This is a genomic window from Sphingomonas sp., from assembly GCF_017304635.1.
In the GTDB taxonomy this organism is placed as follows: Bacteria; Pseudomonadota; Alphaproteobacteria; order Sphingomonadales; family Sphingomonadaceae; genus Sphingomonas.
Genome location: NZ_JAFKMA010000001.1, coordinates 23,312 through 43,063, shown reverse-complemented (window position 1 = coordinate 43,063; position 19,752 = coordinate 23,312). Strand labels below are relative to the sequence as shown.

At 67.8% G+C, this 19,752-nt stretch carries 17 protein-coding genes; 12 read left to right on the top strand and 5 right to left on the bottom strand.

The window, feature by feature from the left end:
• Positions 1 to 73: 73 nt before the first annotated feature.
• A complete protein-coding gene (locus J0I47_RS00185; RefSeq protein ID WP_294044423.1) occupies positions 74 to 2,620 on the top strand; it encodes a TonB-dependent receptor in 2,547 nt (848 codons plus the stop codon).
• 115 nt (positions 2,621 to 2,735) lie between these two features.
• Positions 2,736 to 4,235: a tryptophan halogenase family protein gene (locus J0I47_RS00180; RefSeq protein ID WP_294044422.1), complete on the top strand. Its 1,500-nt coding sequence runs from the start codon at positions 2,736 to 2,738 to the stop codon at positions 4,233 to 4,235.
• On the opposite strand, the gene J0I47_RS00175 is transcribed toward J0I47_RS00180, so the two are convergent.
• Positions 4,232 to 5,626: a glycoside hydrolase family 32 protein gene (locus tag J0I47_RS00175; protein ID WP_294044421.1), complete on the bottom strand. Its 1,395-nt coding sequence runs from the start codon at positions 5,624 to 5,626 to the stop codon at positions 4,232 to 4,234. The two genes, J0I47_RS00180 and J0I47_RS00175, sit on opposite strands and share 4 nt — an antisense overlap.
• A 147-nt stretch (positions 5,627 to 5,773) precedes the next feature.
• On the opposite strand from J0I47_RS00175, the gene J0I47_RS00170 reads away from it, so the two are divergent.
• On the top strand, positions 5,774 to 6,805 hold the full coding sequence (locus J0I47_RS00170) for a substrate-binding domain-containing protein (protein WP_294044420.1): 1,032 nt from the start codon (positions 5,774 to 5,776) through the stop codon (positions 6,803 to 6,805).
• On the opposite strand, the gene J0I47_RS00165 is transcribed toward J0I47_RS00170, so the two are convergent.
• Genes J0I47_RS00165 through J0I47_RS00155 form a run of 3 tightly spaced genes read right to left on the bottom strand, consistent with a single transcriptional unit; the run spans position 6,802 to position 11,489 of the window.
• Entirely contained in the window at positions 6,802 to 7,935 is a 1,134-nt protein-coding gene (locus tag J0I47_RS00165) for a glycoside hydrolase family 68 protein (protein ID WP_294044419.1), read from the bottom strand. The genes J0I47_RS00170 and J0I47_RS00165 overlap by 4 nt on opposite strands.
• A 51-nt stretch (positions 7,936 to 7,986) precedes the next feature.
• Positions 7,987 to 10,101 carry an alpha-galactosidase gene (locus J0I47_RS00160; protein ID WP_294044418.1) on the bottom strand — a complete coding sequence of 705 codons (2,115 nt, stop codon included), beginning with the start codon at positions 10,099 to 10,101 and terminating at the stop codon, positions 7,987 to 7,989.
• A complete protein-coding gene (locus J0I47_RS00155) occupies positions 10,098 to 11,489 on the bottom strand; it encodes an MFS transporter (RefSeq protein WP_294044417.1) in 1,392 nt (463 codons plus the stop codon). The genes J0I47_RS00160 and J0I47_RS00155 overlap by 4 nt, the downstream gene beginning before the upstream one ends.
• A 271-nt stretch (positions 11,490 to 11,760) precedes the next feature.
• On the opposite strand from J0I47_RS00155, the gene J0I47_RS00150 reads away from it, so the two are divergent.
• The 9 genes from J0I47_RS00150 to J0I47_RS00110 all read left to right on the top strand — a co-directional run bounded on the left by J0I47_RS00150 (position 11,761) and on the right by J0I47_RS00110 (position 18,743).
• Positions 11,761 to 12,420, top strand: coding sequence for a helix-turn-helix transcriptional regulator (locus J0I47_RS00150; protein WP_294044416.1), 660 nt, complete (start codon positions 11,761 to 11,763; stop codon positions 12,418 to 12,420).
• Positions 12,421 to 12,474: 54 nt separating this feature from the next.
• A complete protein-coding gene (locus tag J0I47_RS00145; RefSeq protein ID WP_294044415.1) occupies positions 12,475 to 12,843 on the top strand; it encodes a hypothetical protein in 369 nt (122 codons plus the stop codon).
• A 40-nt stretch (positions 12,844 to 12,883) separates the two neighbouring features.
• The gene (locus J0I47_RS00140) at positions 12,884 to 13,366 is read left to right on the top strand and encodes a hypothetical protein (protein ID WP_294044414.1); all 483 of its coding nucleotides are present in this window, start codon (positions 12,884 to 12,886) and stop codon (positions 13,364 to 13,366) included.
• 107 nt (positions 13,367 to 13,473) lie between these two features.
• Positions 13,474 to 13,941 carry a JAB domain-containing protein gene (locus tag J0I47_RS00135; protein WP_294045821.1) on the top strand — a complete coding sequence of 156 codons (468 nt, stop codon included), beginning with the start codon at positions 13,474 to 13,476 and terminating at the stop codon, positions 13,939 to 13,941.
• On the top strand, positions 13,938 to 14,318 hold the full coding sequence (locus tag J0I47_RS00130; RefSeq protein ID WP_294044413.1) for a response regulator: 381 nt from the start codon (positions 13,938 to 13,940) through the stop codon (positions 14,316 to 14,318). Before J0I47_RS00135 ends, J0I47_RS00130 begins: the two co-directional genes overlap by 4 nt.
• Before the next feature lie 65 nt (positions 14,319 to 14,383).
• Positions 14,384 to 14,626, top strand: a complete 243-nt coding sequence (locus tag J0I47_RS00125) for a hypothetical protein (protein WP_294044412.1) — start codon at positions 14,384 to 14,386, stop codon at positions 14,624 to 14,626.
• A 60-nt stretch (positions 14,627 to 14,686) separates the two neighbouring features.
• A complete protein-coding gene (locus J0I47_RS00120) occupies positions 14,687 to 16,558 on the top strand; it encodes an ABC-F family ATP-binding cassette domain-containing protein (RefSeq protein ID WP_294044411.1) in 1,872 nt (623 codons plus the stop codon).
• Positions 16,559 to 16,770: 212 nt separating this feature from the next.
• Positions 16,771 to 18,297 carry a wax ester/triacylglycerol synthase family O-acyltransferase gene (locus tag J0I47_RS00115; RefSeq protein WP_294044410.1) on the top strand — a complete coding sequence of 509 codons (1,527 nt, stop codon included), beginning with the start codon at positions 16,771 to 16,773 and terminating at the stop codon, positions 18,295 to 18,297.
• Positions 18,297 to 18,743: a phasin family protein gene (locus J0I47_RS00110; RefSeq protein WP_294044409.1), complete on the top strand. Its 447-nt coding sequence runs from the start codon at positions 18,297 to 18,299 to the stop codon at positions 18,741 to 18,743. Before J0I47_RS00115 ends, J0I47_RS00110 begins: the two co-directional genes overlap by 1 nt.
• Before the next feature lie 167 nt (positions 18,744 to 18,910).
• On the opposite strand, the gene J0I47_RS00105 is transcribed toward J0I47_RS00110, so the two are convergent.
• Complete coding sequence (locus J0I47_RS00105) at positions 18,911 to 19,717, bottom strand: alpha/beta hydrolase (protein ID WP_294044408.1); 807 nt, start codon at positions 19,715 to 19,717, stop codon at positions 18,911 to 18,913.
• Between the last annotated feature and the right edge of the window lie 35 nt (positions 19,718 to 19,752).

Genomic DNA, 19,752 nt, shown 5'->3' with positions numbered 1-19,752 from the left:
GATTGCAATACATTGCAGATAGGCTCTCGATGCTCCGCGAAAGGAGTACGTCAAATCGTTTCGGAGGGGATCTATGCGAATTTCGGGCCTTTATACCTGTGCGTCGGTCACCGCGATCGGGCTGGCGCTGGTCGCAGCGCCAGCGCTGGCGCAGACCGCGCCGCCGCCCGCCGGCTCCCCGGCCCCGGCCGACCAGAGCGCGGCGCCCGCCGATCCCGCCGCCGGGCAGGACACGCTGGCCGACATCGTCGTCACCGCGTCGCGCGGCGACCGCAGCAAGCTCAACACCTCGACCTCGATCAGCTCGGTCGATGCCAAGGATATCGCGAACTTCAACGCGACCAGCACCGCCGAACTCTATCGCCTGATTCCCGGCATCCAGGTCGCGGGTACGCAGGGCGACGGCGGCAACTCGAACATCGGTGTCCGCGGCTTGCGCACCCCGACCGGCGGCTCGCCGTTCGTGCAGGTGCAGGAAGACGGCCTGCCGACCGTGCTGTTCGGCGACATCCAGTTCGGCAACAACGATTACTGGACGCATCCCGACCCGCAGACGCAGCGCGTCGAGGCGATCCGCGGGGGCACCGCCTCGACGCTGGCGTCGCAGGCGATCGGCGCGGTGCTCAACCATATCAGCTATACCGGCCGCAACGACGGCGGGTTCGTCGAGATCGAGAAGGGCGTCAATTACGATTTCACGAAGCTGAACGCGCGGATCGGCGGCAGCATCAACGATTCGACCTATTACAACCTGGGCGGCTATTACGACGTCGGCCGCGGGGTCGAGCATGCCGCGTACAACGTCAGCAACTCGTACCTGGTGAAGGGCAACATCACCAAGGATCTGGCCGACAATCGCGGCTACGTCCGGCTGCTGTTCAAGGTCGCCGACACGCGCGAGCCGAGCTATAACGGCTGCATCACCGCCGCCACGCTGAGCGGCAATCGCGTCAGCAACATCCGCCCGTCGTCGCTCTGCGACGTGCGCAACCAGGCTCCGGGCTATTCGGCGCTCAATTCGAACGCGCTGTTCGCCAATGCCGACGGCTCGTTGCAGACGCAGAATCTCGACGGCATCAGCACCAAGCAGAAATACGTCCAGTTGCAGACACATTACGATTTCGGCGGCGGGCTCACGATCGACGACAATGCGCGCGTCGCGCGGATGAGCGGCACCTTCGCGGTGCAATTCTACGGCGCCGGGCTGGCGTCGGGCGCGGTCGGTGCGGGCCAGTCGCTGATCTACGCCAACGGGCCGAATGCAGGGAAATTGTTCACCGGCACCTATGTCAGCGCCAGTTCGTCGGTCCATACCAACATGTCGCACATGGACCATGTCGCCAACGACCTGTCGGCGTCGTACCATGGCGACCTGGGCGGCAGCGTGAAGTTCGACCTGAAGGTCGGATACTTCTATTATTCGCAGCGCATCGCCGAGGATTGGCATTCGAACGGATCGATCAACGAAGCGACCGGGCGCAACCCGGCGCAGCTCGATCTGGTCAGCGGCCCCAACGGGACCGGCAACCTGCTCGCGGTCGGCGGTCAGACCGGGTTCAATCAGGGCTGGAACCAGCAGTTCGACGCGACCTTTACCGACAACGCGCCCTATGCCGACCTCAGCCTCGACATCGGCAATTTGAACATCGACGGCAGCATCCGTGAGGAATTCTTCCACGGATCCGGCTGGGCGCAGGGCAGTTCGGGCACGGCGGTCAAGACCGCGCAGATCGTGCAGACCGATCCCCGCACCGGCGCGCAGGTCACCACCTCGATCCCGCAGCTCGGCTATGACGGGGCGAAGGAGAACATCAATTTCGGCGAGAGCACGACCAATTACTCGATCGGCGCGCTGTACAAGGTGACGCCGTCGCTGTCGGTGTTCGGCCGCTATTCGCACGGCGTCCGCTTCAACGCCGACCGCCTGACGCGCTCGACCCCGTCCTATTTCAACGCGGACGGCACGTTGAGCTCGGCGGGCCTCGCCAATGCGCGCTTCCCGGTCACGCAATACGAACTCGGCCTGAAGAATCGCGGCGACCTGCTCGGCGGTCGGTACACGGTCGAACTGACGGGCTTCTATTCGAAATACACCATCTCGTCGCAGGAGATCTCGCAGACCAACTGCTTCAACATCCTGGGCGTCAACACCCCGACCTGCATCATCTCGGGCAATTATCGCGACAAGGGCGTCGAGCTGTTCGCGACCTATCGCAACGGCGGGTTCAACCTGGTGCTGAGCGCGACGTACGACGATTCGAAGGTGTCGAAGGCACAAGGCCAGCCGTTCCTGAAGTCGCCCAACATCCCAGACCTGACCTATACCGGCCTGCTGAGCTACGACATCGCCAAGGCCGGCGAGGTCGGGATCAGCGTCAACGGCCAGACCAGCACGCCGGGCGGCGACGGCAACATCTATCCGGGATCGGCGCTGTTCGGCGCGTTCATCCGGGTGCGGCCGGTCGAGCATCTGCAACTCGGGCTGGAAGCGTACAACCTGTTCAACGTCGTCGCGCTGCAAGGGGCGGCCGGCTTCGTCGGCGGCAGCAACAACACGCTGCTCAACGCCGGCGCGGCGCAGGGACGCGCGATCAAGGCATCGGTGCGGTTCAGCTTCTGACCTCGACAGTTACTCCCGCCGCGCGGTTCGCTACCCGCGGCCACTGGCGGGCCGGAGGCATGACGCTTCCGGCCCGTCTTTTCTTTGCCCGGCCCGTCCGGCAGAAAGCGTGCCCATGACGTCCGACCGCCGCATCCGTTCGATCGTGATCGTCGGCGGCGGCTCGGCCGGATGGATGACCGCCGCCGCGCTTGCCAACGCCCTGCCGCAAGGCTGTGCAATCACGCTGATCGAGTCCGAGGCGATCGGCACGGTCGGCGTCGGCGAGGCGACGATCCCGACGATCCGCCTGTTCAATCGGACGCTGGGGATCGACGAGGCGGAGTTCCTCCGCGCGACGCAGGGGTCGTTCAAGCTCGGCATCCAGTTCGTCGACTGGGCGCGGGTCGGGCATCGATACTTCCACCCGTTCGGGACGTTCGGCCGGCCGTTCGACATCGCCGCGGTCCACCAGCATTGGCTGGCGCTGCGTGCGCGGGGCGGAACGTTGTCGCTGGACGATCTCAGCATGGCGTGGGCGGCGGCCAAGGCGAACCGGTTCGACCGCCCGTCGAGCGATCCGCGCAATGTGCGGTCGACCTTCGACTATGCCTATCACTTCGACGCCGGCCTCTATGCCGCGTTCCTCCGCCGCTATGCCGAGGCGCGCGAGGTCGTGCGGCACGAAGGCCGCGTGCAGTCGGTGCAGCGGACCGGCGAGAGCGGCTTCGTCGAGAGCGTGACGATGGACGATGGCCGCGTGCATGCCGCCGACCTCTTCATCGATTGCTCGGGCTTTCGCGGCCTGCTGATCGAGGAAACGCTGGCGGTCGGGTATGAGGAATGGTCGCACTGGCTGCCGTGCGATCGCGCGGTCGCGGTGCCGTGCGCGTCGTCGCCCGATTTCACGCCCTACACGCGATCGACCGCGTGCGCGGCCGGGTGGCAATGGCGCATCCCGCTGCAACATCGCACCGGTAACGGCTACGTCTATGCCTCCGCGCGGATCAGCGACGACGAGGCGACGGCGACCCTGCTCGCCAATCTCGACGGCGAGGCGCTGGCCGAACCGCGGACCTTGCGCTTCGTGACGGGCCGCCGGCGGCGGAGCTGGGACCGGAACGTGATCGCGGTCGGCCTGTCGAGCGGGTTCATGGAGCCGCTCGAATCGACCAGCCTGCACCTGATCCAGGCGAACATCGCCAAGCTGCTCGCCTTCTTCCCCGACCGCGACTTCGATCCGGTCGTGACCGACGAGTTCAACCGCGTCGCCGCCAACGAGACCGAGCGGATCCGCGATTTCCTGATCCTGCACTACAAGCTGACCGAGCGCGACGATTCGCCACTGTGGCGCCAGTGCGCGGCGATGCCGATCCCCGACACGCTCCAGTTCAAGATCGACCATTTCCGCAGGTTCGGCCGGCTGATCGCGCGCGAGATGGACTTGTTCGGCCCGGCGTCGTGGACCGCGGTGCATATCGGCCAGTTCAACTGGCCCGAGCGGCTCGACCCGATCCTCGATTATCGCGCCGCGTCGGACGACTGGCTGCAAAAGGTGAGCGCCGCGATGACCGCCGAGGCGGCGCGGATGCCGCTGCATCGCGACTTCATCGCCGCGAATTGCCGCGCGTCCTAGCGGGCGCCGGCGATACTCCGTGCGGGCAGGTCGGCCTCGCCGACGAACGCCGCCACCGCAACATCCACCAAGGCCGCGCATTCGACCCGGACGGTGACCATCTCCCCGCTCAGGCAATGTTGCAGGCTCGCCCAGGTGCCGCCGTCCGCCGATGCGATCTCCAGCGTCGCGACGTCGAGCCACAGGTCGATCGCGCCGTCGAACGCGGCGGTATCCACGGTCGCGTCGAACGCGCCATGCACGGCGGCGGCGCGGTCGATCGCGATGCCGCCCTCTCCGATCGCGATCGTCACGCGACCGCTCGCCGCATCCGTCAGCGTCACGGTCACCGGCTGCGACGGATCGTGCCGCACGAGCCCGATCCGCGACGCGATCGGGATGCGGCTTTCGATGGCGATGCCCGACCAGCGCTGCATCGGCACGAACGCCGCCGCGACCGCCGGCTCGACCGATTGCACCAGCCGATAGCGGTCGCCCTCGACCCGCAACCCGATCCAGCGCGGCACGCTCATCGCCCCGCGCCAGCCGCGGTGCGGCAAGCTCGCCTGATAACCGTGATTGCCCATCCAGCCGATCCAGCACGGTCGCCCGGCGGCATCGCGCGGGGCGTGCCACGCGATCGCCGCGTAGAAATCACGCCCGTAATCGACCTCGATCACCGCCACCTCGCCGGTCGCATCGCGATCGGCCGCGAACCGCTCCCCGTCGAACGTGCCGGTCAGCGCGATCGCGCCGGAGCCCGGCCCGCCCGCCAGCAGGTCGACCTTGAACAGCCACCGCGTCGCCTCGCCGCCCTCGACCGGCAGTTCGATCAGCAGCGGACATTCCCACACGCGCCCGGTCAGCCCGAACGGCCCGATCGCCGACACCTCACGCCACGCCTTCAGATCGTCCGATGCATAGACCAACGCGCGATCCTCGTTCGACAGCGCGACGACCATGATCCAGCGCCGTGTCCCCTCGTGCCAGAACACGTTGGGATCGCGGAAATCGGCCATGTCGCGGTCGAGCACCGGATTGCCGTCGAACTTGTGCCAGTTGCGCCCGCCGTCGTTGCTCGCGGCGAGGCACTGGACCTGATGCCCGCCCTGCTGGCTGGCGCCGGTGTAGATCGCGACCAATGCCCCTGCCCCGAACCCCGCGCTGTTCGCCGTATCGACCACCGCGCTGCCCGAAAAGATCAGGTGCCGCTCGTCCTCCAGCAGCGCCGGCGGGCGCTCGTCCCACGCGACCAGATCGCGGCTGATCGCGTGGCCCCAGGCCATGTGCCCCCATTGGTCGCCGTGCGGATTGTACTGGTAGAACAGATGCCACTCGCCATCGACGAACACGAGCCCGTTGGGATCGCTCAGCCAGTTCGCGGCAGGCGCATAGTGATAGGCGGGGCGCATCGCATGTCCTCGGTGAAAGGCGAAACGCCGACTGCGCTATCGCTCTATGCAATCGATTGCAATACCGTGTTCGCAAAGCGTGGATTTTGCCGGGAAGAACGTTACAATGGCTCGGCACACCGGCAATCGGCCGTGCCAAGGGGTTGAATGAAAACGGGTAATCCACGCGCAGGCGGCGGCCGCACGATCCGCACGCTCGACGATCTGGCGAAAATGGCTGGCGTGTCGGCGGGCACCGTGTCGCGCGCGCTCGCCGGCAAGTCGGTGGTGAACGCCAAGACGCGCGAGAAGATCGAGGCGCTGGCCCGCGAACACAATTTCCGCCCCAACCAGATGGCGAGCAAGCTGCGCACGCAACGCACCGGCGTCGTCGGCGTCGTCGTGCCGCTGGGCCACGACCGCACCCAGCATATCTCCGACCCGTTCTTCATGGCGCTGCTCGGCTACCTCGCCGATGGGCTGACCGAGGCGGGCTACGACCTGATGCTGTCGCGCGTCGTGCCCGACGACGACGACTGGCTCGAACGGATCGTCGATTCCGGTATGCTCGACGGCGTGCTGGTGATCGGCCAGTCGAACCAGGTCGCGACGATCGAGCGCGTCGCCGCCTGGTGCCGGCCGCTCGTCGTCTGGGGCCACCATGCCGACGGCCAGCGGCAATGCGTGATCGGCTCCGACAACCGCACCGGGGGACGGCTCGCCGCCGATCACCTGATCGCGAGCGGGCGGCGGCGGCTGGCGTTCATGGGCGACATCGCGCCGCCGGAGATCGCCGAACGCTATCGCGGGGCCTGCGAGGCCGCGCAGGCGGCAGGCATCGGCGAGATCGCGGTGCTGAAGACCCACCTCGCCGCCGACGGCATGGAGGAAGATATCGCCGCGCATATCGAGCGGCTGGACGGCTCGATCGACGCGATCATCGCGCATTCCGACCTGACCGCGATGGCGACGTTGCGCGTGCTCGCCGATCACGATGTCGCCGTGCCGGAACGGATCGCGGTGGTCGGGTTCGACGACCTGCCGCTGGCGACGCAGACTGTGCCGCGGCTGACCACGGTGCGGCAGGACATCCGGCACGGCGCGCGGTTGATGATCGACGCCCTGTTCGCGCGGATGGGCGGCGAGGACGACCCCTCGGTCGTACTCCCCGTCGAGCTCGTCGTGCGCGACAGCGCCTAGCGCTCGATCCGGACGCCGTTGCCGTCCGCGGCGATCGCGAAGACGGGCGCCGGCGTTCCCCCGAACTGGCCGCGCAGCAGCGAGAGATCGTCGGCGAATCCGCGCCCCCGCATCCCCCAATGATCGATGAAGCTGTGGACGCGGCCGTCGCCGTCGACCCACCAGCTATACGCCTGGGTCGGCTCGCTCGCCGGGTTGGCGGCGATCAGCCCGGAGCCGTTGACCGGCCGCCACGGCCCCCGCACCGTATCGGCGACCAGTCCGTACAGCCCGTTCGGGCCGCGCTGCCATTCGGGCGAGAACGTCCGCCCCTGGGTCGAGAAGAACAGGTAATACCGCCCGCCGAACATCCGGATATGCGGCCGTTCGAGCTCGTTGTTGACGCCGACCGCCTCGACCAGCGGATCGTCGAGCCGCCAGCCGTCGCCGTCGCGCGTGGCGACGCCGACGACGCCGTTATAGGAATCCGCGTCCCACCCTGCGCTCGCCGCGAACAGCACATGGTCGGCGCCCGTCGCCGGGTCGCGGAAGAAAGCGGGGTCGCGGAACGCCTTGATCGCGCCGGGTTCGCCATCGGCCTCGTCGGCGGGGGAATAGCGGCGGCCGTCGCTCGCGACGATCTGGCGCGGGGTGGTCCAGCCGGTGATGCCGTCGTCGGTCAGGCGGGCATCGCTGACGAACATGCGCTGCTCGAAACTGTGCGGCCGGTCGCGCCGCCCGGCGGCGGTGAAGAACAGCGACAGATGGCCGTCCTCGTCCCACAAGACGGCGGAGCCGGCCCATTCGCGGCTGCCGGGATTGGCATCGTCGGGCAGCGCGGGACCGAAATCGTGCCAGCCGTCGCCATCGCGCGCGATCAACCGGATCCGCGCGGCGTCGTGGCGCTGTCCGGGATCGGGAAAGCGCGGTGCCGACAGCATGAACCACCACTCGCGTCCACCACGCCGCACGATGCGGCCGTCGGGATGCTCGAGCGGCCAGCTGTCCCACAAATCGAGCTCGGGCAGGATCGGCCGCGCGTCGGACGCGGCGATCAGCGGCAGCTCGGCCGCCGCCACGTCGAAGCGCTCGGGCCGCCAGCGCGAGATCGCGGACGGACGCCAGCGGATGAGGTCGGCAGGATCAGCCATGCGATATGGTCCCAGAAAAAGTGAGGTGCGGATAGCGCATGCGATAAACCCTCATGCCGCCACCAGTTCGAAGATCGCGACGCTTTCCGCGCGCATCGGCGGCAGCGGCAGGCCGGCGGCGGCGATCCCGTCGCGCGACAAGCGGACGCCCTCCCCGCGCATCGCCGCGAACAGCGCCGGTTCCTCGGCGTGGCGGCCGTCCGACGCCGTCGCGAGCAGGCGGACGTCGAGGTCGCCCTCGCCCGCCATCATCGGCAACCGCACCGGTGCGTCGCGGCCGACCGGCGGAGTCAGCCGCGTCACGAACAGCAGGATGGCATCGGTCGAGCCGACCGCCTGCCACACGATCCCGTCACTACCCTCGCCGAGCCATGTCCGGCCGGCGTGCAGCCGATCGCGCAGGGCCTTGTAGCGTGCCACCCACGCCGCCAGCTCGGCCACGTCGTCCGCGGCGAGCCGCGCCGGATCGAGCTCGATCCCGAAATGCCCCGGCAGCGCGACGGCGGCGCGAAAAGCGAGCGATTGCCGGCGACCCGTCGCGTGCGCCGGGCTGGCGCCGACATGCGCGCCCATCATCTCGGGCGGCATGAACGCCAGGAAACCGCGCTGGATCGCGACTCGACTGACCGCGTCGAGATTGTCGCTCGCCCAGAAGCGATGCGTCCGCGCCGCCATCGCCGCGTCGATCCGCCCGCCCCCGCCCGCGCAGGATTCGATCTCGACCGCCGGATGCGCCGCGCGCAACCGGTCGATCAGCGCATATACGCCCTCGACCTGCGCGACATAGCGTGCGCGCCCATCGCTGCCGCCGGCGGGGGCGAGATGGCGGTTATGATCCCACTTCAGATAGGCGATCGGCAACTCGCGGAGCAGCGTGTCGAGCGCATCGAACAGATGATCGCGCACCTCGTCCCGCGACAGATCGAGCACCAGTTGATGGCGCGCGGTGACGACCGGCCGCCCCGCGACCGCCAGCGCCCAGTCGGGATGCGCGCGGAACAGGTCGCTGTCGGCGTTGACCATCTCGGGCTCGACCCACAGCCCGAATTCCATGCCGAGGCCGCGGACATGATCGGCGAGCGGGCGCAGCCCGGCCGGATATTTCGCGCGATCGACCGTCCAGTCGCCCAGCCCCGCCCGATCGTCGCGCCGCCCGACGAACCAGCCGTCGTCGACCACGAACCGCTCGACCCCGACCGCCGCCGCGCGCTCCGCCAGCGCCGTCATCGCCGCCTCGTCCTGGTCGAAATACCGCCCTTCCCAACTGTTGAGATGGACCGGCCGCGGCCGCATCCGCCCCTCCGCCCACGGCAATCGCGCGCGGATCGCGGTGTGGAAATTCGCGCTCGCTCCGTTCAGTCCGTCGGGCGAATAGGTCGCGAGCAGCGCCGGTGTCGCGAGATTCTCGCCCGGCGCCAGCCGCACTTCGCCGGGCGCCAGCCACGCGCCGGCCGCCAGCGTCCAGCCGCCCTCCGCCTGACACTCGATCAGCAGCTCATGATTGCCCGACCAGGCCAGCTGCACGCCGCGCACCTCGCCCCGGTGCCAGTCCGCGCCCTCGCCCAGCACGAACAGGCCCGGCGGGCCGGCATGCCCGGTCAGCCCGCGTCGTTCCTGTCGCAGCCAGGCATGGCTCGGCATCGGCTCGCGCGTCTCGACGAACTCGGCGTTGTGGCGGCCGTGGAAGGATCGCAAGGTCGCGCAGTCGGCCGGCAACGGTAGCATCCCCGCCGCCAGCCAGCGCACGGCGAGGGGCGCGTCACCCTGGTTGGTCAGGACGGCGGACAGCGTCAGCACGTCGCTGTCGGGGTCGAGCGCGAGCGTCTGGTCGAGCGCGATCCGCGCGGCCCGATCGACCAGCCGGATGCTGATCGTCTGTCCCGCTTGTTCGGTCCCAGTCGTTTCGAACGCGCAAGTGAAGTCGCGCCCGTCGCGGTCGGCAAGCAGCACGCTCGGCCCGAACCAGCCGAGCCCGAACCCCGGCGCGGTCGTCAGCGGCACGCCGCTATCGGGGGAGAAGGACAGCGGCGACTGGCTCGCCTCGATCGTCGCCAGCGGCGTGTCCGCCGCCAGCCGCGCGCCCCAATGCCGCCAGATCGGCGCGCCCGCCGACCGTTCCAGCACGATACTCGAACGGCGCCCATGCAGCGCCAGCCAGTCGCTCACGACAAGGCCGGTCGCGACGATGGCGCGATCACGCCGCGGCGCCCCTCGCGCACCCACAGCACCGATCCCGCCGCCGCGACCATCATCAGCCCGGACAGCGTCAGCACGTTGCGCGGGTCGCCGTGCAGCACGTCGACCACCGTGGGAATCGTGAACAGGCCGAACACCGTCACCGGCTCGCCGCCGTAGATCAGCGGCAGGGTGAAGGCGATCAGGATCATCGGGATGACGATCATCATGTTGAAGATGCCCATATAGACCCCGGTCCGCTCGGGCGGGATCGACCCGGCCAGGATCACGTACGGATTGCCCATGATGCTGCCCCAAGCGAGCCCGATGCCGATCGCCGGCAGGAACAGCATCGTCGCCGACCCGACATGCGGCAGGACGAGCATGCCGATTCCGCCCAATGCCAGGCACGCGGCGTGCACCACCCCCGGCCCGATCCGCTTGGCCACCGGCACCATCAGGAACGCCGAGACGAACGCGATGCCGTTGTAGAACGCCGCCATCACGCCGTTGGTCAGGACGGCGCTGTGAAAGCCCGAGCTCAGCGGGTCGGCCGTGTGATAGACCGATCGCCCGATCGAATAGACGACATAGCCCCAATAGGCGGCCATGCCGTACCATTGGAACAGGCTCATCAGCCCCAGCTTGCGCATCGCCGGCGGCATGTCGCGGATCGCCTCCGCGATCTCGGCGAAGGTTGCCGCGACCCCGCGCGGCTTGGCCCGCATCGCGGCGATCTCCGCAGCGTCTAGCGGCAGTTCGGGCACGCGCTTCACCGAATAGAGGATCGTCGCCAGCGACAGCGCCGACCCGATCATGAACACCACGCGCGCCGTGTACGGAATGCCGTGCGCATCGACCCAATCCTGATTCATCCCGAAAAAGACCAGGATCGCCGGCGTCAGGAACGCCAGCATCTGCGCCAGCCCGGTGAACGCGCTTTGCGTCAGGAAGCCGATCTCGTGCTGCGGCGGCGACAGCCGGTCGGAGACATAGGCGCGGTACGGCTCCATCGTGATGTTGTTGCCGGCATCGAGCAGCCACAGCAGCGACAGCGCCATCAGCAGCGAATTGGACAAAGGGATGAAGAACAGGCCCAGCGCACACAGGACCGCGCCGAACAGGAAATACGGTGTCCGCCGGCCCCAGCGTCCGGTCGTGCGGTCGGACAGCGCACCGATGATCGGCTGCACGATCAGCCCGGTCAGCGGCCCGGCCAGCAGCAGCAACGGCAGTTCCGCCTCCTTCGCGCCGAGATAGGAATAGATCGGCGCCATATTGCCCTGCTGCAACCCGAAGCTGAATTGCAGGCCGAGGAAGCCGAGATTCATCTCGAGAATGCGGAAGAACGGAAGGTGGGGCTTGCGGTCACCGGTCATGGATACCTCTCCTGTACCCGATCTGCCGCCGGATGTGTCAGAGCCGATAAATCATGACTGCAATCGATTGTAAATGCCTTTGGCCGGAAATGTGGCGAGGCAACCATCCCACTACAGGACCGAGATATCGACGTTTCTGTAAACGCCCGATATCGCTGGCAGACCCCAATCGAAGCCTTACGACCCTTCCAGCCTTGCCGGTCACGAATAATGGAAAACCACGGTTGCGCGTCATTGCACGGCGTCGATCGAGGGTGTTCGTGGGCGCCGATTGCTCGACGACAAATGCATAGACCTTATCCAGCACTGCGCCCGCGCCGGTCACTTTATAGTGAATCATTCGTGCAAACCGGGTATCAGCAAAGCCATGGACGATTCCGCTTTCGACGCTTTGACCCCCCGCGAGCGTGAGTGCTTGCGCGGCGTGCGCGCGTTGAAGGGATCGGGGCAGATCGCGCGCGAACTGGGCATCGCGGCGGGGACGGTGGACGCCTATATCGGGTCGGCGCGGACGAAGCTGGGCGCGCGCGACCGCAAGCATGCCGCGATGCTGCTCGCCGAGCACGAAGTCGCTCTCGGCACACCCCAGGATTTCGCCCCCCAGAAATTCGCATACGAAAATCTGGGGCTGGTCGGCGGGGCGCCGGGTGGATCATTCGACCGCTCGATCGATGGCGACCGGCCGCTGGACTTGCTCAACGACGCCGTCATCGATCAGCGGCGCTTCGGCGGTGTTCCGGGTCGGCCAACATGGCGCGACGTCTTCCGGGAGATCGCCGAGGGGGCGAGACCGAGTGACTTGTCGATTACGACCAGGGGCGCACTGATCCTGGCCGCCACCGTGATTATCGGATTTGCATTCTTCGCGGTGAGTGCTGGGGTCGGGGCATTGTACGGGTTGGCGACGTTCCTCAAATCGCTTTCGCACTGACGCCGTTGCATTGAGCGCGCTCGACCCGTCGCGGTTGGCGCGACGGAGGGCAAGATGCGCGTCGATCCAACCAGTCATCCGCAATATTCGCATATCCTGGCGGTTTCCGCCGCCGTGCTCGCCGCCGAGCGCGATACCGATGCGTCGATCACCACGCTGACCAGGCTGATGGGCACGACGATCGAGCAGTTCGCCGATGCGAAGCTGCCCGCCGGGTTCGCGCAATCGGCGCTGACCAAGCTGAGCGAAGCCATCACCGCGCAGGTCGAGGGCCGCCGCATGCTGACCGAAGCGCACAAGGAATATGGCCGCGTCGCCAAGATCCTGGGTGCCAGCGATGACGATTGGGGTCCGTCATGGCCATGCCCGAGCTCGGGTAACTTGGCTCAACCCGCGAAGCGTACGTTGAAGGTCGCTGCGTAGATTGCTTGACGAGGAGCAGCGATCATGATCGTTTCCGGCGGTGGCGACCGCTCTCCTCTTCTTGCTCCCCTGGCTAGGGGTGTGCGGCTATGCGTTATGGCGTGGCGGTCAGCCCGAGCGTTTGGTCGGTGGATTGTTCCTTCTGGCCTTCATCCTGTCGATCATCACCAATCGCCTGGGCATGCAATGGCATGGGGTCGAGGTCGGGACGATGGGCGTCGACACGGCGCTGCTGATCGCGTTGCTGGCCATTGCATTACGGGCCAACCGGTACTGGCCGATAGGCATGGCGGCGATGCAATTGCTGCAGGTGATGGGGCATCTGCTCAAGATCGCCGATCCGCGGATGTTGCCGCTGCTCTATTGGATCAGCAGCGTGGTATGGGCTTATCCGATGCTAGTCCTGCTCTGGCTCGGCACGCTCCGGCACCACAATCGCGTGAAACGGTTCGGACCCGAAAGCTCCTGGAGCGACTCCTCGGGCCGGTCGGCGGCGATCGACCGGGACTCGCCGATCGGCTGATTACCGAGTTCGGCTCGCTCGAATCGCTGCTCGCGGCACCGCCGGCGCGGCAGTTGCGGGTCGCCGACGACCGTCGCGTCGTCGCGCTGCTGCAAGCGACGCGACAGGTGCTTCGCCAAGTCACGCGCACCGGGCTCGACCAACGGCCGGTGCTGCCGCATTCGGCCGCGCTCAACGCGTACCTCATGACGCATCTGGCGGACGAGGCCGACGAGCATGTCCGGATCCTCTACCTCACCGCCGGCAGCCGACTGATCGCCGACGAACTGCATGGCATCGGCACGCCGACCAGCGCGCCTTTCTCGATTCGCACGATCGCCGCGCGCGCTCTGGAAGTCCGCGCGATGAAGGTGATCGTCGCGCACAACCATCCGTCGGGCACGCGCGAATTCAGCCGCGCGGACATCGCCCAGACGCTCGCCCTCGACCACGCACTCGACGCGTTGGGGATCGAGCTCGTCGACCATTTCATCGTCACCCGTTCCGGTTTCGTCAGCGCATGCGCGGCGAAGCGTCAGCGCGGGCGTTCCACTCCCCAGGTGGCGCCCGCGCTGGCCATGGCCGCTGCGCGATGATCCGTGCACTGTTCGTCGACGACGATCCCGATCTCAGGACGGTCACGCGACTGGCGCTTCAGCTCGATAGCGACTTCGCGGTCGAAACGGCCGAATCGGCGCACGCCGCGCTGGCGTTGCTGCGCAAGCGGAATACGCCGTTCGACCTGATCCTGCTCGGCGCGACGACGCGCGACATGGACCAGGCTATGGTCGAGGCGGTGCGCTGGTTGCCCGCCTGCCGCACGACGCCGATCGTGTTCCTGTCCCGCCGCATCGGCGAAAGCGATCGTGCGCAGTATCGCGCGATGGGGGCGGCCGGGGTGATCGCGGTGCCGTACGATCCGACCAAACTGGCCTGCGCGATCGCCGCTTTGCTCCACGCCGCCCAGGAATAGTTCCCAACCGGTTCCAATTACCGTTGCGCGGCGATGGCTCGCCGTGGCAGCAAGCGCGCCCGACCATGGAAACCGATCGCGCGATGCCCCACCCTGCCGGCCCCACCAGGGCCGTCGACGATCTGCTGGAGGAATTCGCCGCCGCCTTGGTCGGCGAGGTCGGCGCGCGCGCGGCGGAGATCGCCGACGGGCAGGCCGCGCTGAGCGACGATGCCGGCGTCGCCGCCAACTGGCGCCGCATCGCCGACAAGGCGCGGGCGCGCTGTCCCGCCACGATCGACCCGCGACGACCCAAGACCGGCGGCTGAGCCCACCCGCGCCGCCCGGGGATGACGGATGCGGCGAACGCGCCTATTGGCGGCCGCATCATGCTCAACCTGACCGACATCACGGTCCGCCTCGGCGGGCGGACGATCCTCGACGGCGCGACCGCGAAGCTGCCGCCGCGGAGCCGCGTCGGGCTGATCGGGCGCAACGGCGCCGGCAAGACGACTTTGGTTCGCGTGATCGCCGGCATGCTGGAGCCCGATACCGGCGAGGCGGCGATGCCGCGCGGCGCCCGGCTCGGCTATATCGCGCAGGAAGCGCCGCACGGCGACGCGACCCCGTTCGAGACGGTGCTCGCCGCCGATACCGAACGCGCCGCGCTGATGGCGGAGAGCGAGACCAGCCACGACCCCGACCGTCTCGGCGAGGTGCACGACCGGCTGATGGCGATCGACGCCTACACCGCGCCCAGCCGCGCCGCGCAGATCCTGGTCGGATTGGGCTTCGACGAAGCGGCGCAGCACCGCCCGCTCGACAGCTTTTCGGGCGGGTGGAAGATGCGCGTCGCGCTCGCCAGCCTGCTGTTCTCGCAGCCCGATCTGCTGCTGCTCGACGAGCCGTCGAACCATCTCGACCTCGAAGCGGTGCTGTGGCTGGAGGATTTCCTGAAATCCTATCCCGCGACGATCGTGCTGGTCAGCCACGAGCGCGACTTCCTCAACAACGTGGTCGACCACATCCTCCACCTCGAGCGCGGCAAGTTGTGGCTCTACCCCGGCGGCTACGATTCGTTCGAGCGCCAGCGGGCCGAGCGCCAGGCGCAGATCGCCGCCGCCCGCCAGAAGCAGCAGGCGGAGCGCGAGAAGTTGCAGGATTACATCGCCCGCAACTCCGCCCGCGCCTCGACCGCGAAGCAGGCGCAGAGCCGGGCCAAGGCGCTGGCGCGGATGCAGCCGATCGCCGAACTGTTCGACGATCCGTCGCTCAGCTTCGACTTCCCCGATCCGAGCGAGCTGCGCCCGCCGCTCATCACGCTCGACCTCGCGAGCGTCGGCTATGGCGAGACGCCGATCCTCAGCCGCCTCAACCTGCGGCTCGACCCCGACGATCGCATCGCGCTGCTCGGCCGCAACGGCAACGGCAAGACCACCCTCGCCCGCCTGCTCGCCGCGCAACTCGCGCCGATGGACGGCACGATGACCGCGTCGGGCAAGATGCGCGTCGGCTATTTCACGCAGTATCAGGTCGAGGAACTGGACGCGGACGAGACTCCGCTCCAGCACATGACGATCCAGATGAAGGGCGCGACGCCCGGCGCGGTGCGCGGTCAGCTCGGCCGGTTCGGCTTTTCGGGCGACAAGGCGATCACGAAGGTCGGCAAGCTGTCGGGCGGCGAGCGTGCGCGGCTGGCGCTCGCGCTCATCACTCGCGACGCGCCGCACATGCTGATCCTCGACGAGCCGACCAACCACCTCGACGTCGACGCACGCGAGGCGCTGATCCAGGCGCTCAACCAATATTCGGGCGCCGTCGTCATCGTCAGCCACGATCGCCACATGCTGGAGATGACGGCCGACCGGCTGGTTCTCGTGGACAGCGGAACGGCGAAGGAATTCGACGGCAGCCTGGACGATTACATCGCCTTCGTGCTGACGAAGGACGCCGCCGACACCGCGAAGGAAGTGTCGAAGCTCAACAAGAAGGACGCACGCCGCGCCGCCGCCGAAGCGCGCGAGGCGAGCCAGGGCCTGCGCAAGGCGGCGAAGGCGGCGGAGGCGGAACTGGCCCGGCTGACCGAACAGCGCAGCGCGATCGACCGCGCGATGTTCGACCCGTCCTCGGCCGACGCGACGCTGACGAAGCTGACCATGACCGACCTGATGAAGCGCCGCGCCGAGGTGGAGGCGAAGATCGAGACGGCCGAGGCGGCGTGGATGGAGGCGAGCGAGAAGCTGGAAGCGATCGCGGCGTAAGCAAAACCGTCATGCCGGGCTCGTCCCGGCATCCACCGCGCCGCCAGCACCGCGACTGTTGGTTTTGCGGCGCGGTGGGCCCCGGCACGAGGCCGGGGTGACGGTACGTTTTTGGCACGCGCTCTACAAATCACCGATTCGCCCCCTCGCCCTACCTCTGCTACGCTCGCCCCGCGACCGGCCACACCCGGCGCGAGCAGGAGAGCCGCCCGATGCAGCAGTTGAGCGCGCAGGACGCGTCGTTCGTCTATCTCGAAACCCCGCACACGCCGATGCACATCGGCTCGGTCGGCATCTACGATCCCGCGACCGCGCCCGGCGGGTTCGTGCGGTTCAAGGACATCCTGCGCTTCATCGAACAGCGCCTGCCCGGCGCGCGATCGTTCCGCCAGCGGCTGGTGCGCGTGCCGTTCGACGTCGACCATCCCTATTGGATCGAGGATCCCGAGTTCGACCTGGAATTCCACGTTCGCCACATCGCGCTGCCCAAACCCGGCGACTGGCGCCAGCTGTGCATCCAGGTCGCGCGACTGCATGCGCGGCCGATGGACCTGACCAAGCCGCTGTGGGAATTCACCGTGGTCGAGGGGCTCGACAACATCCCCGGCCTGCCGCCTGGCTGCTTCGCTTTGGTCTCGAAAGTCCACCACGCCGCGATCGACGGCATGTCGGGGGTCGAGATGTCGGCCGCCGTCCACGACCTTAATCCGGACGTGGCCGCGCCGGACAAGCCCGACACGTGGCAGCCCGAGAACATGCCGCGCGTCGCCGACCTGCTGACGCGGAGTTATTTCAACAACCTGCTCCAGCCGATGCGGATCGCGGAGACGATCGGGCGCTCGCTGCCCGGCATGGCCAAGCTGGCGGTGCAGGCGGGCAAGGGCGATGTGAGCCTCAAGAACACGCGTCCCGCCCCCAAGACGCGGTTCAACGGCAAGGTCTCCGCGCACCGCGTGTGGGACGCGGTGCCGTTCAAGCTGGCCGAGGTCCGCGCCATCAAGGAAGCGGTGCCCGATGCGACCGTGAACGACGTGATCCTGACCGTGGTCGGCGGAGCGCTGCGCCATTACCTCAAGGACAGGAACGACCTGCCCAAGGAGACGCTGACCGCGATGGCACCGATCTCGGTGCGGCAGGAGGGGGAGAAGGCCGCGCTCGGCAACCTCGTCTCGGCGATGGTGGTGGGTCTGGGCACGCAGATCGAGGACCCGCTCGAACGCCTGCGCTTCGTCCATGACGAGGCGGTCAATTCGAAGGCGATGACGAATGCGGTCGGGGCGAAGAACTTGGCCGATTATTCGAAGCTGATCCCTTCCGGCCTCGCCGGGCTGGGCGCGCGGCTCTACACGCGAGTCGGCGCCGCCAACATGCACGCGCCCGCGTTCAACGTCGTAGTCACCAACGTGCCGGGGCCGAAGGTACCGCTCTATTTCTGCGGCGCGAAGATGTTGGCGATGATGGGCACCGCGCCGGTGTTCGACAGCATGGGACTGATCCACCCGGTCTATTCCTATGTGGATACGATCGCCGTGTCGTTCACCGCCGACCGCGACATGCTGCCGGATCCCGACGCCTATGCGGACGCCCTGCGCGCGTCGTTCGCGGCGTTGAAGGCGGCGGCGCTGAAACCGGCCGCGCCGAAGAAGGAAGCACCGAAGAAGGAAGCTAACGAGAACAAGCCTGCCCGCAAACCCGCGCCCAGACCTGCCTCCGGGCGCGCAGCCAAAGGAGCGAAGTGATGGCGAAGAAGGTCAAGGACGCGATCGACAAGCAAGCCAAGCGCGCGAAGGACGCGACCGACAAGGCCGCCGAGCGCGCCAAGGACGCGACCGACCGCGCGGCGCAGGCGACGAAGGATGCGACCGACCGCGCCGCCGCCGGCGCCAAGTCTGCCGCCGACCGGGTCGAGGGCATCGGCGAGGGCCTGCGCGCCTCCGGCGAGAAGATCGCGAAGCAGGGCTCGTCGGTCGGGCTAAAGATGATCGAACAGGCCGAACGCAACAGCCACGAAGCCTTCGCCGCGATGCGCAAGGCGGCGGGAGCGAAGAACCCGGCCGAAGTCGCAAAGATCCAGGGCGATTACCTGCGCGAACAAGGCGCCCGCAGTCTGGCCCACGCGCGGGAGATCGGCGAGCTCATCATGCAATTCGGCAAGGATGCGATGGGCGGCGGGAAGAAGGGCTGAGGATCGGGCCCGCTTCAACGGCCGCCCAGCCAACTGCGTCATCTCCGCGAAAGCGGGAACCCATGTCCTACGCTCGCCTCACAACACCACCGTTGAGTCTGGCCGATAGCATCCAAGATGGGTCCCCGCTTTCGCGGGGATGACGTGATTGAGGTGTCAGCCCAACCTCACGCATGTCCCGCCGACGGATACACCCACGCGCGCAAGCCGCTGCGGTCGAACGGCTGCCACGCATCCTCCGCCTGCGCCAGCCGGTCGGCGATCGCGTAGAGAACGGCGGCGTTGACGCCCAGGCCGCAATGACTGCCATAGACCTCGATGTTGTCAGACATCGGCCCGATTTCCTCGCAGCAATTCTGCCACGCGACCACGCCGTCGCCGCGCGAATAGATCGCGGTCGAGGGCACCGGGGGCGGTGCCGACACTTCGTGCAGCTGACCCCTGGTATGGTCGTCGTCGACCTTCTGCCCGGTCAGGAATTCGTAGGCACGCCAGACGTTGGTCGCCTTGGGGCTGCCCGAAAACGGCGAGCCGAGCGTGATGACCTGACGGATCGCATCGGGCATGCGCTTGGCGACGAGCCGCGCCATCACGCCGCCCAGGCTCCACCCGACCAGCGATACCTTCTGTCCCGTCGCCTCGTACACCGCCTGGACGCGCGCGAGCAGTTTCTCCCCTTCGCGCCCGATCGCGCGCGGGCCGAGGTTGCGGCCGAGATTCCAGGTATGCGCCTGATAACCGTGCCGCTTCAGGAACGCGCGCAGGATACCGGTCGAGCGATCGCTGGTGACGAACCCGGGCAGCACGATCACCGGATGCCCATCGCCCTGCGGCAGCGTCGCGAGCAGCGGCGCGGCGAACGGCAGCGAGCCCAGCTCCATCAACGCGCGCGGCAATTCGGTCAGCGCCAGGAAAGCGGACGGCGCCTTGACCATGGTCGGTCCGACCGGCGTCGATTGTACGGCATTCGGCATTCACGTTTCTCCTGCCCCGCGAGCGACCTCTACGC